14 protein-coding genes are annotated in these 15,926 nt (G+C 70.1%); 3 read left to right on the top strand and 11 right to left on the bottom strand.

The annotated features are described in order from the left end of the window. Nucleotides 1–15 precede the first annotated feature (15 nt). Both PV396_RS11270 and PV396_RS11265 read left to right on the top strand, forming a co-directional pair. Nucleotides 16–2,073, top strand: coding sequence for an O-antigen ligase family protein (locus tag PV396_RS11270; RefSeq protein ID WP_319203188.1), 2,058 nt, complete (start codon nt 16–18; stop codon nt 2,071–2,073). Further along, nucleotides 2,070–2,969 (top strand): glycosyltransferase family 2 protein, encoded by a 900-nt coding sequence (locus PV396_RS11265; protein WP_319203186.1) that lies wholly within the window; start codon nt 2,070–2,072, stop codon nt 2,967–2,969. The genes PV396_RS11270 and PV396_RS11265 overlap by 4 nt, the downstream gene beginning before the upstream one ends. A 213-nt stretch (nt 2,970–3,182) precedes the next feature. Here the strand turns inward: PV396_RS11265 and PV396_RS11260 are convergent, their stop codons facing one another. From PV396_RS11260 to PV396_RS11210, 11 genes are all read right to left on the bottom strand, one after another. Next, a complete protein-coding gene (locus PV396_RS11260; RefSeq protein ID WP_319203184.1) occupies nt 3,183–4,169 on the bottom strand; it encodes a class I SAM-dependent methyltransferase in 987 nt (328 codons plus the stop codon). Beyond that, a complete protein-coding gene (locus PV396_RS11255; protein ID WP_319203182.1) occupies nt 4,163–4,840 on the bottom strand; it encodes a class I SAM-dependent methyltransferase in 678 nt (225 codons plus the stop codon). Before PV396_RS11255 ends, PV396_RS11260 begins: the two co-directional genes overlap by 7 nt. 71 nt (nt 4,841–4,911) lie before the next feature. Then, entirely contained in the window at nt 4,912–5,709 is a 798-nt protein-coding gene (locus PV396_RS11250; protein ID WP_319203179.1) for a glycosyltransferase family 2 protein, read from the bottom strand. Beyond that, nucleotides 5,706–6,848: a hypothetical protein gene (locus PV396_RS11245; protein ID WP_319203177.1), complete on the bottom strand. Its 1,143-nt coding sequence runs from the start codon at nt 6,846–6,848 to the stop codon at nt 5,706–5,708. Before PV396_RS11245 ends, PV396_RS11250 begins: the two co-directional genes overlap by 4 nt. 4 nt (nt 6,849–6,852) lie before the next feature. Then, nucleotides 6,853–8,406, bottom strand: a complete 1,554-nt coding sequence (locus PV396_RS11240) for a lipopolysaccharide biosynthesis protein (protein ID WP_319203175.1) — start codon at nt 8,404–8,406, stop codon at nt 6,853–6,855. Further along, entirely contained in the window at nt 8,369–9,253 is an 885-nt protein-coding gene (locus tag PV396_RS11235; protein ID WP_319203173.1) for a chain length determinant protein, read from the bottom strand. The genes PV396_RS11240 and PV396_RS11235 overlap by 38 nt, the downstream gene beginning before the upstream one ends. A gap of 69 nt (nt 9,254–9,322) precedes the next feature. Then, nucleotides 9,323–10,456: a non-hydrolyzing UDP-N-acetylglucosamine 2-epimerase gene (gene wecB / locus PV396_RS11230; RefSeq protein ID WP_319203171.1), complete on the bottom strand. Its 1,134-nt coding sequence runs from the start codon at nt 10,454–10,456 to the stop codon at nt 9,323–9,325. A gap of 3 nt (nt 10,457–10,459) precedes the next feature. Beyond that, a complete protein-coding gene (locus tag PV396_RS11225) occupies nt 10,460–11,719 on the bottom strand; it encodes a nucleotide sugar dehydrogenase (RefSeq protein ID WP_319203169.1) in 1,260 nt (419 codons plus the stop codon). After that, nucleotides 11,719–12,489 (bottom strand): WecB/TagA/CpsF family glycosyltransferase, encoded by a 771-nt coding sequence (locus tag PV396_RS11220; RefSeq protein WP_319203167.1) that lies wholly within the window; start codon nt 12,487–12,489, stop codon nt 11,719–11,721. Before PV396_RS11220 ends, PV396_RS11225 begins: the two co-directional genes overlap by 1 nt. Beyond that, nucleotides 12,486–13,652, bottom strand: coding sequence for a hypothetical protein (locus tag PV396_RS11215; protein ID WP_319203165.1), 1,167 nt, complete (start codon nt 13,650–13,652; stop codon nt 12,486–12,488). Before PV396_RS11215 ends, PV396_RS11220 begins: the two co-directional genes overlap by 4 nt. Nucleotides 13,653–13,937: 285 nt before the next feature. Next, entirely contained in the window at nt 13,938–14,537 is a 600-nt protein-coding gene (locus PV396_RS11210; RefSeq protein WP_319203163.1) for an acyltransferase, read from the bottom strand. A 270-nt stretch (nt 14,538–14,807) separates the two neighbouring features. Here PV396_RS11210 and PV396_RS11205 point away from each other — a divergent pair, with 270 nt between their 5' ends. Then, complete coding sequence (locus PV396_RS11205; RefSeq protein ID WP_319203161.1) at nt 14,808–15,914, top strand: NAD(P)/FAD-dependent oxidoreductase; 1,107 nt, start codon at nt 14,808–14,810, stop codon at nt 15,912–15,914. Nucleotides 15,915–15,926: the final 12 nt, after the last annotated feature.

Raw genomic sequence — 15,926 nt, 5'->3', positions numbered from 1 at the left:
CCGGGGGGAGAAACCATGAGCCTTGGCGACATCTGGGCGATCATGTGCAGGCGTTGGTACTTCATGGTGCCCCTCACCCTGCTCAGTCTCTTCGCGGGCGGATATCTGTACCGGACCATCCCGGTGTCCTACGAGTCGCAGAGTTCCGTCACCCTGCTCGACTCCACGGCGGTCGCCGATCTGGCCCCGACCTTCGGCAACCCCATATCGAACGCGGGCGGTTCGCTGGTCGTCACGGCCGACGTGCTGATCAGAACACTCCAGTCGAGCGACGCGGCCAAGGAACTGCACTCCCGTGGCGTCACCGACCGCTACACGGTCGGCTTCGCACCCGAGGCCGACAGCCCGCTGCTCACCCTGGGCGTCACCGGCACCGACCGGGCGAAGGTGCTGCGGGAGACCACCACCCTCACCGAGTTCACCGGGGAACAGCTCAAAGCACTGCAGGCCGCCTCCAAGGTCCCGGCGAAGTACTCGGTGCAGGCGACGCCGGTCGTGCTGCCGCAGACCCCGGTCTCGCAGTCGAAGGCCCGGTACCAGAACATCGCCTCCGTCCTCATCGTCGGGATGGTCAGCGCGTTCCTGCTGTCCATCCTGGCGGAGGGCGTCGCGGTGGTACGCCGCAGGGGACGAGCCCAGGCCGGATACATTCCCCGACGCCATCGCCGGGCCGCCCAGCCCCCCGAACCGGAGCCCAGGGGCCTGCTGGTACGGCGCCTGGACGCCACGACGATTCTCACCGGCTATCTGGTGCTGGCCTTCTTCGTCCCGTCGAACCTCACCCTGCCCGCGCTGGGCGGCGTCGGCACCCCGGCCAACGTCTTCGCGCTGCTGGGGCTTCTCTGGTACCTCGCGACCTGGCTCGGCGGCCGTATCCGTCCCGCCGAGGGCACCCGCCTGCCACGCGTGGCGATGTGCGTACTCGCCGCGGCCGTACTGCTGGCGTACCTCGCGGACGCGACCCGCGACAGCTCCCACGAGGAGGTCCTCGGGGCCGACCGGGGGCTCATCGGGCTGGGGGTGTGGGTGGCGCTGGTGGTGCTGGTGTCGGCCGGCATCCAGGAGCGCAGCCGCCTGGAGACCCTGATGCGCCGGCTCGTCGTCCTGGGCACGGTGGTCGCCCTGATCGGGTACTACGACTTCTTCGCGGCGACCAACATCGCCGACTCCATCCACATCCCCGGCCTGCAGTCCAGCACCGCCGGGATCAGTGCCATGGACCGCGGCTCGTTCACCCGGCCGCGCTCCACCACGGCCCACCCGCTGGAGTTCGGCGGGATGCTGGCCATCCTGGTCCCCTTCGCCGTCCACCAGGCCTTCGATCCGGTACGCCGTCACGCCGGCGCGCTGCGCCGCTGGGGCCCGGTGGCGATCATGGCGGGCGCGCTGCCGCTGACGGTGTCCCGGACGTCCATCATCGGCGCGGCCATCGTGATCCTCGTGATGGTGCCCCGCTGGAAGCCGGCGCGTCGCTGGGCCGCGATCGGGATCATCCTGACCTCGGTGGCCGGCTTCAAGGTGATCATTCCCGGGCTGATCGGCACGATCACCAACCTTTTCGCCACCTTCTTCGCCGGGTCCGACAGCAGTACCCAGGCGCGCACCGTGAAGTACAGCGCGATCGTCCCGTACCTCGAGGAACACCCCTGGTTCGGACGCGGGTTCGGCACCTTCACCCCCGACCTGTACTTCTTCACGGACAACCAGTACATGCTGACCCTGGCCGAGATGGGGCTGGTGGGGCTCGTCGCGCTGCTCGTCCTGTTCGTCACCGGGATCCACACCGGCGGTGCCGTCCGCCGCCTCGCCCGCACCGACTCGGACCGCGAACTCGGCCAGGCGTTCCTCGCCTCGGCGCTGGTCGCCCTGGTCATCAGCGCCACCTTCGACGCGCTCAGCTTCCCCATGTACGCCGGGATGTTCTTCCTGACCCTGGGGGCGGGCGGCAGTTACCTCGGCTTCATCCGCAAGGAGGCGGCCGAGGCGCGGGCAACGGCAGCGGCAGCCTCCGCGATCCCGGCTGCCCGTACGCCGTCCGACGTCAAGCTCCCCCAACTCGTGGAGTCCCGATGAGTCCCGTCGCCGTCATCGTCGTCACCTGGAACAGTGCCTCGGTGCTGCCCGGCTTCCTGGCCGCGCTGCCCGACGGCATGGCCGGCCTCGACTGGCGGCTGGTCGTCGCCGACAACGACTCCGCCGACGACACCGTCGAGGTCCTGCGGACACTGGCCCCCGACGCCACGATCGTCCAGACCGGCCGCAACGCCGGGTACGCGGCCGGCGTCAACGCGGCGCTGGGTGCGGCCGGTGAGTACGGGACCGCACTCATCTGCAACCCCGACATCCGGATGCGGGAGGGCTGCGCGAAGCGCCTGGTCGACAGTCTCGGCGAGGGCGTCGGGATCGCCGTACCCCTCCTCTACGAGGAGGGCAGCGACACCCCCCACCACTCCCTGCGCCGCGAGTCGAGTGTGACCCGCGCACTGGGCGAGGCCCTCATCGGCAACACCCGGGCCGGACGGTTCCCCCGGCTGAGCGAGCTCGTCACCGACCCCGCCGCGTATCGGCGGCCCACGCGCGCGGACTGGGCGACCGGCGCGCTCATGGCCATCTCGGGGGAGTGCGTGACGGCCTGCGGCCTGTGGGACGAGTCCTTCTTCCTCTACTCGGAGGAGACCGAGTACTGTCTGCGCGCCCGGGACCGCGGATACGCCACGCAGTTGGAGCCGACGGCCGAGGCGGTACACCTGGGAGGCGACTCCCAGGTGTCCCCCCGCCTCTGGACCCTCCTCACCCTCAACCGAGTCCGCCTGTACAGCCGACGCCACGGCCCCCTGGCCACACTGGCCTTCCGCACAGCGGTCCTCCTCCGAGAAACCTCCCGGGCGGCACTGGGCCGCCCGGCCGCCAGAGCAGCAGCATCCACCCTGGTCCGACCGGGCGCCCTACGAGCCACACCGGGCCCGTGACAGCGCAGCGCCCCAAAAGGGGCGCGGGGAACTGCGCGACGGGCCACGACGGCGCCGCACCCGGCCGCCAACACGCCCCGGCACCCCCTCAGCCCAAACAGCTCCGGGCCCGTGACAGCGCTGGGCCCCGGCGGCGCCCCAAAGGGGCGCGGGGAACTGCGCGACCAGCCACAATGCCGCCGCACCCGGCCGCCAACGCCTACACACACCCCCTCAGCCCACACCACCCCGACGTCGGCACACCATGGCGACGAAATCGTGCCCCAAAACAGGAAGGACCGCGTCCTCCAAAGCAAAACACCGCTCCAACAGCGCCCGCGTCCCCGCCTCCTGATCAAGGAAGTTGTGCGCGATCCCCGAGAACGCGATATGCAACACCGTCCCCCCGTACGGCCGCTCCTCCACGACATCGAACTCACGCCGCAGGCCCGGCAGCAACGCCCCCGCGTCAACCGCCTCCGAGGGATCGTCCAGCACCATGGAAAGCCTGCTCGGCCGCACCACCCGGCGCTTGACACGGCCGTCCGCCAGTCGCCTCCGCTCCTCGGGCAGCTGCGCCAGCAGCTCGTTCGCCGCCTCCAACTGGCCGTCGGTCCACTGGAACCGGGTCGGCCCGACGAACTCGTCGACCACGAACGTGCCGTCGGGCTCGAGCAGTTGGGCCAGCCGGGGCAGGGTCTGATCGAGGTCGTCGAAATGGTGCAGCGACTGCAGACCGAGCAGTACGTCGAAGCGTTCCCCGTCGCTGGTCATCCGGTTGACGTCACTGACCCGGAAGCGCAGGACGTCGGCGAGGCCGTGCTCGGCGGCGGCGCGGGTGGCGAAGTCGATCCGCTGCTGCGCCACGTCCACGCCCTCCAACAGGCCGAACGCGCCGGTCTTCGCCCACAGCAGTTCGTTTCCGCCGGTGCCGCATCCCAGCGACAGGCCGCGCAGATCGGTGCGTGGCGCGAAGTGCTCGGCGGCCACGTACTCGGGAAAGGAGGTTTCGGGATCCCCGGTCATCAGAAGGTTCCACCGTCTGACGACCGCCGGTATCGCCCACCATTCGGTGAGCGAGGGATCGACCCGGGACCAGTGCTGAACGACTCGCGCACCGCCACGCACCCGTAACTTGGCCAGTACCGGGTCGAGTTCTAATCGCCGTACTTTGCGCAGTAACCGGTCCGCGTCATGTCTGTTGATCAGGTTGTTCAGCATACGGGCTCCGTTCTGACGGCTATGAGTGACTTCGGGGCACCGAGCACCCGCTCGCTGAGGAGCACCGAACCGGGGAACAGATAGCGCATCTCGGTGCGGGTCAGCAGCTCGATGTTGATCACCGCGTCCATCGCCGACTCAGGACTGTCGGGACGGCTGTGGACGAGCGGCCAGCGCCGTACGAGACGGGCCCTGGCGGCGAGCGGCAGGAACTGGAAGCCGGGAGCCACGAAGTGCGGCTCGACGGGGAAGTAGCGGTACGGCGTCTGGATCCAGTGCAGCGGGGCCAGCGACTCGACGGCCGCGACGAACTTCCGGCGCTGGCTGTGGCCGCCCACGTGCTCGATGGTCGAGTTGGAGAACACCAGGTCGTAGCCGCCGGTGGCGCTCAGTTCGGCGGCCACCGCCTCGTCGGTGACGTCGGCGACCTCCGCGGTGATCCAGTCGGGAAGTTCGGCGGGGTGTTCCGCCAGGTTGATCAGGTGGACGTGCTTGGCACGCACCGGTGCGCGCAGCCACATCTCGGCCGTGCCGCCCAGGTCCACGACGCTCATGTTCTCGATACCGGGGAAGCAGCGCCGGAACCGCTCCCAGCGGGCGATGCGCATGCGTTCGCCCAGCGAGCCGGGCGCGTCGACGAACTTGTTGCGGAGGGCGCGGGAGCGGGCCATGGGATCAACCACCTGTAGTCGGAACGAGCGGGGAGCAACGGTTGGCGGGGCCGGCCGGATTCATCCGGCTGTCACCACTGGGTGTAGAAGCTGGCCGGGTTCATCAGATACCGGACCGTGGGGTACGGCACATGAAGGACCCGGTGCCTTCGGCCGTACCGGCGGATCAGCTCCCAGTCCTCCCGGGGCATCACCTCCGGTGTCCGGCGCAGGCGGCTGAAGTGCAGGGAGCTGTTGCGGCGGGCGACGAAGGCGTTGGTGTCGAGGAAGGACTCGCGGGCCGCCCTGCGCCGGTCGAAGGGCACCGACAGAACGTCCTGTTCGCTTCCGTCGGGCAGGACGCGCCGCAACGCCGTGTAGACGCCGGCGGGTCCGCCGGGGGAGTCCAGGACCGCCAACGCCCGTTCCAGATGGTCGGGTTCCCACAGGTTGTCGTCGTCCAGGAACGCCACGTACCGCGAGCCGCTGAGGCGGATGCCCACGTTGCGCACCACCCCCGCCACGCCGGTGTTGTGCGCCAGAGACACGGCGAACAGCCTTGGATCGTCCGGGAGTTCGGGCAGCCCGGCGCCGTCGTCGACCACGATGACGACCTGGTCGCGAACGGTCTGGTCCAGCGCCGAGCGCACCGCGGCACGCAGCGCCTCGGGACGTCGGTGGGTGGCGATCACCGTGGCGACCAGCGCGGTGGGCGGCGACGGCAGGGTGGCGGCCAGCCGTCGGGTCTCGGCGTCCTCGAGCCTCCGCAACCGCACCGCGGTGGGCGCCAGCAGGACCTTGTTCCTGACCTCGAACAGCACCAGCCAGCCGAACAAGGCCTTGAGCAGCGTCCAGGGCGCCCGTGCGACCCGGCGCGCGGCGCCGCTCACGACGCCGGCTCCGGCTGGACCAGGCGGCCGTCGGACATCCGGTTGTTGCGCCACACGTTTCCGGCGCCGTCCGCGTTCCAGTGGGCGACCACGCCGTATCCGCCGGACGCGGGGTGGTACTCGGTGGAGAAGATGTTGTCGGTGACCCTGATCCCGGTGGCGCCGGTGCTGCCGCCGTAGAGGGCGTACGCGCCGCCCGCTATCCAGTTGTCGTCCACGGTGACGTTGCGGACCACCCCGGTGTCCGCGAACAGGCCGATGCTGCCCGACGCCCCCTGCTTGAGACTGGTCGGGTTCAGCAGGGTGTTGTGGCGGATGATCAGATGCCCGGTGTTGCCGCCGCCGCTGATCACCGTGTTGGTGTGCTGCCACTCACCGCCCAGGTTGATGAACGGGACGATGTCGTGCACGTAGTTGTCGTGCAGGTTTCCCTGCCCCATGGACAGGGCGTCGCCGAACACCGACACGTCGCACCAGCCGACCTCGATGGAGCTGACCCCCATGTTCGACACCGCGTAGTCCACGCCGCCGTTGTCGGGGCCCTTGCCGGGCACCGCCGTGATGGTGGAGTGCAGGACCTTCAGACCGCTGTACCCGGGCCGCAGGTTGATGCCCCACCAGCTGTCCGAGGTGATCTTGGTGTCGATGACGGTGACGTTGTTGGCGTAGATGTCGAGCGTGCCGGTGATGTCCCAGCCCCGGATGACGAGCCCGTCGGTACGGATCGCCCAGTACCCGGTGTTGTGGGGCTTGAGGGCGATGCGCGGACCCGTGCTGTCGGCGTCGGGGAAGCCGCAGTCGCCCGGAGAGGCGCACTTGGTACGCGCCGCCGGGGCGGCGGACGCACTGCCGGCGGCTTTCGGCGGGGTCGGTTTGCCGGCCGGGGTGGGCTTCTTCGCGGGGGTCGGCGGCGCCGTCGGGGACGCCGAGGGGGAGGGGCGGACCGTGGCCTCGCCGACCGTCGCCGACGGAGTGGCACTCGGTGACGGCGACGACCTGCTCGTACGGCAGGTCGGCCCGTCGTCCGTGCAGCCCTGTGACGTGGACCGGTCCGGTCCCGAGCAGGCCACTCCCAGGACCGCCAGCAGGGCCGCGAGCAGCAGTCCCGCGAGGGAGTTGCGGCCGATGCGCCGTGACATCAGGTCACCTCAAGTCCTTCTGGGCGGGCCGGACCGGTGCGGAGGACCGGTGCCGGCCGCGATGGGGCCGGTCGCCGCGGCCGACGCCGCGCAGGAAGTCGCGGCTGGGCAGGACGCACAGCGTGTAACCGGCCAGGGCGATCGTGCTGATGGCGAGGAGGGCGAGCCGGCCGTCGCCGAGCAGGCGCTGGAGGCCGAGGACGATCGCGGCCATCACGGCCCCGCCGAAGAAGGGCCACGCGCAGGCCATGGCGATCCGGCCGGCCCCGATGCCACCCCGGCTGAGGGCGACCAGGAACACCGGCACCACCAGGCCGCCGGCGACCAGGACATGGGCCTGGGAGACCCCGACGATGCCGTTCGTATGGGCGGCGACGAGCAGCACCGGGATCAGGGCCACCAGCCACAGGCCCTGCACCATGAAGAGCGACCGGCGCTGCCCGATGGCGACCAGACAGTCGTACGCCAGTTCACTGCCGATACGGATCAGGCCGAGCACCATCAGCCAGGGCAGCGCCGAGGCGGCGGGCCCCCACTGGCTGCCGTAGATCGTCTCGATGGCCGGCTCCGCGAGACAGGCCAGCAGGACGCACAGCGGGACGGTGCCGGTGACCACCACGCCCAGTGCCCGGCTGAAGCCCTGGGCGAGCGCCTGCGGCGATTCGGCCAGCCGGGAGAACCCGGCGAAGGAGACCCGGCGGGCGGCCTCGGAGATGATCCGCACGGGCCAGCCGGACATGTTGAAGGCGAGGACGTAGTAGCCCAGAGCCACGTTGCCCAGCGTCGCGCCGACCACCATGGTGTCGACGTTGACCACCCCGAGGGCCAGCATGCTCGCCCCCGCCAGCGGCAGCCCGAACCTGAGCAGTGCCCGGGCCTGGTCGGGGTCCCAGCCGAACTTCAGGGTGCCCGGCGCCGCCAGGGCACAGCCGATCAGCGCCACGACGTTCCCCGCCACCGCACCCCAGGCGAAGCTCATCGCGCCCCAGCCCGCGAAGGCCAGCAGCAGCGTCACCGCGGTGCTGGCAACGAAGTTGAGCGCGTCGATGATCATCCGCTTGCCCTGGGCGAACTCCCGGGTGAGGAAGCCGGCCGGTACCTGCGCGATCCCGTCGATCACCACGCACAGGCACATCACCCGCAGCACGCCCGCCGCGTCCGGCGAGCCGAGCAGGCCCGCCACCGTGGGCGCCGCCGCGAACAGCGCCACGTACAGCAGGCCGCTGGACAGGGCGCTGAGGGTCAGCACGGTCGGCGCGAACCGCCGTGCGTCGCCCTCCCAGCGCACGATGGCCAGGCCCACGCCCAACTCGTTCGCGGACAGCAGGACCAGCAGCACCGTCTGGGAGATGCCGTAGACGCCCCACTCCGCCGGGCCGAGGGCGAAGCGCGCCAGCAGGATGCCGGTCGCGAAGTTGCCCAGCCGCATGACGACCGTGTTGATCAGGCTCCAACGGGCCGCCGAGCGGACCTTGGTGCCCAGGGAAGCGGGCGCGGGCGGAGCGGGAGTGCCGCTCGGTTCAGCGGTCTCGCTGTCCGGTGTGCGAACGCTGTCCATGAGTCGACTCCTCGTCGAGCGGCTCGGCGGCGGGTGCCACGACCGTCGTGGTCCGCCCCGCTCTCGGCTCCGTGGCAGATCTGTTCCCGGCGGACCGCGCCCAGGCGGGCGGGGTGCGCAGAGCGATCGTCTGTTCCGCGACCGACTCCTCGGTCACCGACCGGGCGGCGGTGACCCGGACCTCGGCCGCCGGCGCCGGCTCGGGGACCTCGACCGGCGGTGCGGCCTCCTCCGGTTCCGCCGCCGGACGGGTCCGGCGGCGCGCCTCCACGTAGAAGACGGCGACCAGGCTCAGCACCAGGCCCAGGCCACCAGCCATGATCATGTACTCGAGCCGGGTCTTGGTCTGAGCCAGCGGCGGCTGCGGGACCACGATCGTCATCATCTGGATCATGGCGTTCGGTGCGACCTTCTGCTGTTCCTGGAACTGCTCGAGGCGGTCCTTGGCGTACGCGGTCAGAATGCGGTCCGAGGCCAGGGTCTTGGCCCTGCTGGTGCCGGTGACCGTCAGCCACATGAGCGGCCCCTGGGCGTTGTCCGCGATCTTGGCCTCGAACGTACCGGTGGCACCGCGGGATTTGAGCTCCCGGACGGAGTCGTCGGAGTTGAGGTTGCGGGCCAGGCTGTCGGCCATGCCGGTGAGCGAGGTCTGCGTGCTGAGGAACGGATTGCCGCCGTAGGCGACAGTGGCCTTCGGGGAGTTCAGCAGCTGCACCGTGCTCTGCGACTGATAGGTGACCGGAACCAGCATCACCACGGCGGCCACCAGACCGGCGGTCAGCAGCAGCCCGGGCAGCAGGACGTACCAGCGCCTGCGCGTGACCCGGAAGATCTCAGCGAGATCCATGGCGGTCCCCCCTTACGGCCAAATGTTCAACTACGGCCAAATGTTCAACGAGCATGTGTTTCAAGCGGATCATATGGGGAATGTGCGGTCCGCGGTTCCCGGCTGGTCGGTCGGTCTGAGCCGGGTGCTCGCTGTTCCCCCTTCCAGCAGCACATCGGCGATCCGCTCGCTCGCGCGGCCGTCCCACAGCTCGGGCCTGCGAGGCGCCGGCGGAGCGTCCAGTACCCCGTTCATGGTGGACACGATGCGCGCCGGATCCCTGCCCGCCAGCACATTGGTGCCCTGCTCCACGGTGATCGGCCGCTCGGTGTTGTCCCGCAGCGTCACACACGGCACGCCCAGCGCGGTGGTCTCCTCCTGAACCCCACCGGAGTCCGTCAGCACCACACGCGCGGAGTCCTGCAGAGCGATGAAGTCCAGGTATCCGGCGGGCGGTACGAGCCGGATGCCACCCGGCACCCCGATGGCGGCCAGCCGCTCCGCCGCCCGCGGATGCACGGGCAGTACGAGCGGGAGGCGGCCGGCGATCTCCCCCAGGGCCTTCAGCAGCCCGGTGAGCACCTCGGGGTCGTCCACGTTGGCCGGCCGGTGCAGGGTGACGAGACCGTACTCGCCCTTGGTCAGGCCGTGTTCGGCCAGGACGGCCGAGGCCCTGGCCCGCTCCAGGTTGGCCAGCAGCGTGTCGATCATGACGTTGCCGACCAGGTGGATCTGGTCCTCCCGGTAGCCCTCCGCACGCAGGTTGTCGACGGCGTCGGGGGAGGGGGCCAGCAGATAGTCGCTGACCCGGTCGGTGGCGACGCGGTTGACCTCCTCCGGCATGCTCCAGTCGCGGCTGCGCAGCCCGGACTCGACATGGGCCAGCAGCGGCCCCGCCTTGGCGGTGACCAGGGCGCAGGCCAGGGTCGAGTTGATGTCGCCGACCACGACGACGATGTCCGGGGACACCTCGCCGATGAGCGGCTCGAACGCGGTCATCACCCGTCCGGTCTGCTCGGCGTGGCTGCCCGACCCGACCCCGAGGAAGCGGTCGGGCGGACGGATGCCGAGGTCGGCGAAGAACACGTCGTTCATGGCCGGGTCGTAGTGCTGGCCGGTGTGGACGAGGATCACCTCGGCGCCCCGGCGTTCCAGGGCGTCCATCACCGGTTTGATCTTCATGTAGTTGGGGCGCGCGCCGGCGACGCAGACGATTCGCGGCATGGTTCAGAGCACCTCGATCGTGGGTCCCGACGACAGCCGCCGACGGCAGTCGAGGACGAAGGGAGCGTGTTCGGCCACGAGTTCGTAGTCGAAGCTGTCGTGGTCGGTGAGCAGGACCACCACGTCTGCGGCCGCCAGCTCCTCCGGGGTCGGCTCGACCCGCACCAGGCGGCTGTCGACCGGCAGACTCTCGACCACGTGCGGGTCCGCCGCCCTGACCTGGGCCCCCATGTCGAGCAGCAGCTGGGAGATGCGCAGGGCGGGCGACTCGCGGGCGTCGCCGGTGTTCTTCTTGTACGCGAGGCCGAGCAGCAGGATGCGCGAGCCGTTCACGGACCGGCGTCTCTCGTTGAAGAGGTCGCTGATGCGGCGCGCCACGTACTCGGGCATGTGGTTGTTGATGTCGTTGGCCAGCTCCACGAAGCGGAAGCTCTGGCCGAGTTCGCGCTGCACCCGCCAGGACAGGTACGAGGGGTCGATCGGCAGGCAGTGGCCGCCGACGCCCGGTCCGGGCGTGAACTTCATGAACCCGAAGGGCTTGGTGGAGGCCGCGTCGATGGCCTGCCAGACGTCGATGTCCAGATGGTGGGCGAACATCGCGATCTCGTTGACCAGCGCGATGTTCACATGCCGGAAGGTGTTCTCGAGGAGCTTGGCGAGTTCGGCCTCCTTCGGCGAGCCCACCGGCACGGTGGTGTCGACGAGTTGCGCGTAGAAGTCCTGAACGGCCTTGAGCGAGGCCTCGTTGACCCCGGACACGACCTTCGGTGTCTCCTGGAAGCCCCAGACGGCGTTTCCGGGGTCGATCCGTTCCGGGCTGTACCCGAGGTGGAAGTCGACGCCCGCGGCCAGGCCCGAGCCGTCCTCCAGGATCGGCGCGAACAGCTCCTGGGTGGTGCCGGGATAGGTCGTCGACTCGAGCACGACGGTCGCCCCGGGGCGCAGATACCGGGCGAGGGTGACCGCCGAGTCCTTGATGTAACGGAGATCGGGAGTGCCCTCGTGCAGCGGAGTCGGCACGGTCACCACGGCGACGTCGAACCCGCCGCAGTCGCGGGCCGAATCGCTCGGTCTGTACGAGCCGTTGTCCAGAGCCGCTCTGATCCGCTCGGAGGAGACATCCTCGACGAAGGACTCACCGGCGGCCAGTGTCTTGACCCGGCGGGCGTCGACGTCGTAGCCGATCACCTCGTGTCCGACCTCGGCGGCGCGGATGGCCAGCGGCAGGCCGACGTATCCCTGTCCGACCACGACGACGCGCATCAGTGACTCCTGTTCGCGGAGGCGGTTGACGGGGTGGGCCGTACGAGCTCCCGCGCCGTCATGAAGAGGAAGGCAGCATTGGTGGTGAGGTAGCGCCGGCCGAGGCGGCGCGGCTCCTGCAGCGCGCGGTAGAGCCACTCGACTCCCAGCCGCTGCCAGCTCTCGGGGGCCCGCTTGGTGATTCCCGCGAGGATGTCGAAGGAGCCGCCGACGCCGTGCACGACGCGGGCGCCGGTGCGTTCGCCGTAGGCGGCGGTGAAGATCTCCTTCTTCGGCGAGGTCATGCCGAGGAACAGCATCTGGGCGCCGCTTTCGGCGATCGCGCCCGCGATGGCTTCCTGCTGGGAGTCGTCGAAGTAGCCGTTGCGGCTGCCGGCCACCTTCAGGCCGGGGAAGCGGTCGGCCACCCGGCGCAGCATCTCCTCCAGCACCTCCTCCTTGGCACCGAGGAAGTACACGGACATGCCCGCCGACTCCGACTCCGCCAACAGCCGCAGGAACAGGTCGATTCCGGCCACGCGTTCCGGCAGCGGGGCGCGCAGCACCCGGCCGGCCCAGACCACGGCCTGTCCGTCGGCGACGACGAGATCGCAGCCCGAAACGGCGTCCGCGAGGCGCTGGTCGCGCCGCATGTTCACCAGCTTCGCGGCGTTGACCACCCCGATCTCCAACTGCCGCCCGTCACGGACCGCTTCGAGGCAGCGCTCGACGGTCTCGTCCATGGTCAGCGGATCCAGTTCGACCCCGAACAGGGTCTGACGCCCACTCATATTCGTCCCCCCTGCCAGGCGTGGAGCATCCAGCCGAATTCGTACGGCCGGCATTCGCGGTCCACCGAGAGGGGGCGGTACACCCGGTCCAGGGACTTCAGCCGGAGGCTCGGGGCGACCCGGGTGCCAAGGCCCCGGGCGGCGCGCACGGCCTTCTTCGGGTCGCCCCGGTAGACCTTGCGCCAGGTGACGCCGAGCTCGTCGAGGATCATCGGTTCCTCGTGACCGGCGGCCAGTTCGGGCACGTCCGTCATCCAGCGCAGACCCTTGCGGATCGACGCGCCGAAGTCGCTGCCACCGGCGTCGGTGAGGTCGAACAGCGCGGTCGGCGCCATCGCGTGCTGGTGGACGCTGTAGACCGGGTAACCCTCAATCACACCCCCGGTGCGGGCGTCGTAGTGCCACCACCACTGCCCGCCGTCGCCCTGCAGCTCGCAGATGCGGGCCGCGCACGCCTCGGACGCCGCCAACGACTCCGGATCGCCCGCTCCTTCACCGCTGGCGTGCGCCAGGGCCAGGGCCTGGATCGGGTACGTCTGGTCGGCGAAGCAGCTCACATGCGACCGGAACCAGGGCACCAGGCCGGGCGCGGTGGCGTGCGGGAAGAGCGGGCTGTTGCCGATCCGGGCCCGCAGCAGGCGGTCGCGAGCCACGGTGAAACGTCTCTCCACGTCCACCGTGTGGCGAGCCGCCGCCAGGGCGGACAGCACCCAGGCCGCCTCCACGGTGTACTGCGGCCGGCCGTCCTCGTCGAGGGCGTCGACCCGCGCGAGGGCGTCGGACAGCTTCGGATGGTCGGTCTCGGCGGCGGCCCAGGCGATGAGCGCCGCGTCACCGAGGTTGGTCACCGAGGGCAGCGACTCGACCAGCAGACCCGCGAACTCCTGGGCCGTGTGCCCGCCGAGCACCGCGCGCTGGCGGTCCTCGGGCAGGAAACGGGCGCCCAGCACGGTGATCGCGGCGTACCGGGTACTGGTGCCACGCCGCTCGAGGGTCCAGGAACCGTCGGGTGCCTGTCGCCCGGCCATGGTGAAGACAAAGGCTTCGCCCCCGGGAAGAAGCATCGACGGAAGCCCCGACTCGGCGACGGCCAGCAGCCGTTGGGCGAGCGGAAGCAGCGTCGGTTCCTCATGACCGAGCGCTGCCAGACGTGTGATGGTCATGGTTTGGGCACACCAACCCCCCTGTGGGTCCTGTGTTCTGAGCAGACTGGTGATCACCGCGGCACGAATGGGCACACGGCGGAAGGCAGATGCCGGACGCCGGACGTCAGGCGTCAAACATCAAGCGTCGAAGCGGTTGTCGCTCCTGGCTCTGGGCACAGGCGTGTCCACCCGGTAACCCCCCCTGGGCACTGGTTCGTGTGCTCATTGTGCTGTGTCTGCATACTTCGCACACATGTTATGCCTGTAGATGTTCGAAGATTTGCGTTTTGTGGGATGTGGGCGTCAGGCCCGCTCCACGAGTTCGCCGTCCTTCTCGTCGTACAGCGCGCCCGTCTCGGGGCACTCCCACCCGCCCGGCTCGCCCTCCCGCTCGGTCAGTCGTACGCCCGCCCGGCCGACCCAGCCGATCCGGCGCGCCGGAACTCCGGCCACGAGTGCGAAGTCCGGCACGTCCCGGGTCACCACGGCGCCCGCCGCGACGAGCGCCCAGCGGCCGATGCGAACCGGCGCCACACACACCGAACGGGCCCCCACGGACGCCCCTTCGGCCACCACCACCGCCACGGCCTCCCAGTCGCCGCCGCGCTTGAGCCGGCCCTCCGGGTCGACCGAGCGGGGGAAGTAGTCGTTGGTGAAGACCGCCGCCGGGCCGACGAACACCCCGTCGCCGAGCACCGCCGGTTCGTAGACCAGCGCGTAGTTCTGGAGTTTCACGTTGTCGCCGATGCGTACGCCCGGGCCGACATAGGCTCCCCGGCCGACGATGCACCCGCTGCCCAGTCGGGCGTCCTCCCGTATCTGGGCCAGGTCCCAGACCGTGGTCCCGTCGCCGATCGTGGCCGTTTCGTCGACCTGTGCGGTCGGCTGGATCCTGGAACTCACCTGGTTGAACCTTTCTGCTCAGGGGGCAACGACCGTGCCTTCACGGGATCACCATACTTATGCCGAATCGGCGGACGACGGGGGCAGTATCCGGTCGTACCCGACTGCATCCGGTCGTAGGTGTCCTGACGGCGGGTCGTCGTTTCACAGAATGCGCACAGAAGTTCATCGGATCTTTAAGTTTCAAGCGCTACGCTCGGCGGCAGTCGAGTGGCCGATGGCGCCCACACGCCCGGTGCTCGCTCCCCCCACAGGCACAGGAGACCCGGCGTGCAAGACGGCGACGTAGTGGTGATCGGCGGCGGCTATGCCGGCGTACGGCTGGCGAAAAGACTGGACGAGACGGCTCGCGTCACGCTGGTGGACCGCAAGGAGGTCTTCTTCCACCGTATTGCCTCCCTGCGCGCCGGAGTTCACCCGGAATGGACCGTCACCCCGTTCATTCCGTACGACCGGCTGCTGCGCAACGGCCGGGTGGCCGTGGGCAAAGCGGTCCGCGTCGACACCGACGAGCGCCAGGTGACGCTGGCCTCGGGCGAGATCCTCCCGTACGACGTGGTCGTGATCGCCACCGGCGCCGACTACCCGGAACCCGCCCGGTTCACCGGTACCACCGTCGAAGAGGCAGCCCAGTCGTTCGCCGCCCACCAGCGGAACATCGCCGCCGCGGAACATGTCCTCGTCGTCGGCGGCGGGCCCTCGGGCGTCGAACTCAGCGCCGAGATCCGCCTGGCCCGCCCGGACGCCCGGGTCACCCTCGCCCACTCCGGGCCGGCGCTGCTGCACTCCACGGGCAGCGAACGGGCCGGGAGCAGGGCCCGCGCCTGGCTGGAGGCGCATGGCGTGGAGGTCCGGCTCGACTCCTTCATGTCGCCCGGCAACGACTTCAACACCTATCGCGACACCCGCGGCAACATCATCGACGCCGACCGTTCCTTCTGGGCAACGGGCACCACACCCAACACGTTCTGGCTGCGCATGGCGGGACACAGCGACTGGCTGAACTCCTCCGGGCATGTGAAGGTCGACCGGACGCTCCGCGTCGAGGGCCGGCCGGACGTGTTCGCCGTCGGTGACGTGAACGACGTCAGCAAGCTCAAGATCACCCCCGTCGCGCTCGCCCAGGCGGACCTCGCCGTCCACAACATCCGGGCCTACCTGCAGAGTTCCGGCAGGCATCGCAAGCAGCCCCGTCTCTACCGGCCGGTCCACCGCAGCCCGCTCGTCGTGCCGTTCGGGCCCGCCGACGGAGTGACCATGGTGCCCGTCCCCGGCGGCGAGACCGCGGTCCTCGGCGGCCGTACCGCCACCCTGGCCAAGGCCAAGACCCTCATGACCCCCTACATGCGGCGCCAACTCGGATACACGGCCGCCTGAGGCCCCCTCCGG

Origin of the sequence: Streptomyces sp. ME02-8801-2C (assembly GCF_033793965.1) — a bacterium.
GTDB lineage: Bacteria > Actinomycetota > Actinomycetes > Streptomycetales > Streptomycetaceae > Streptomyces.
Note: the sequence above shows the minus strand (reverse complement) of the source record. Positions and strands in the feature narration are given on the sequence as shown.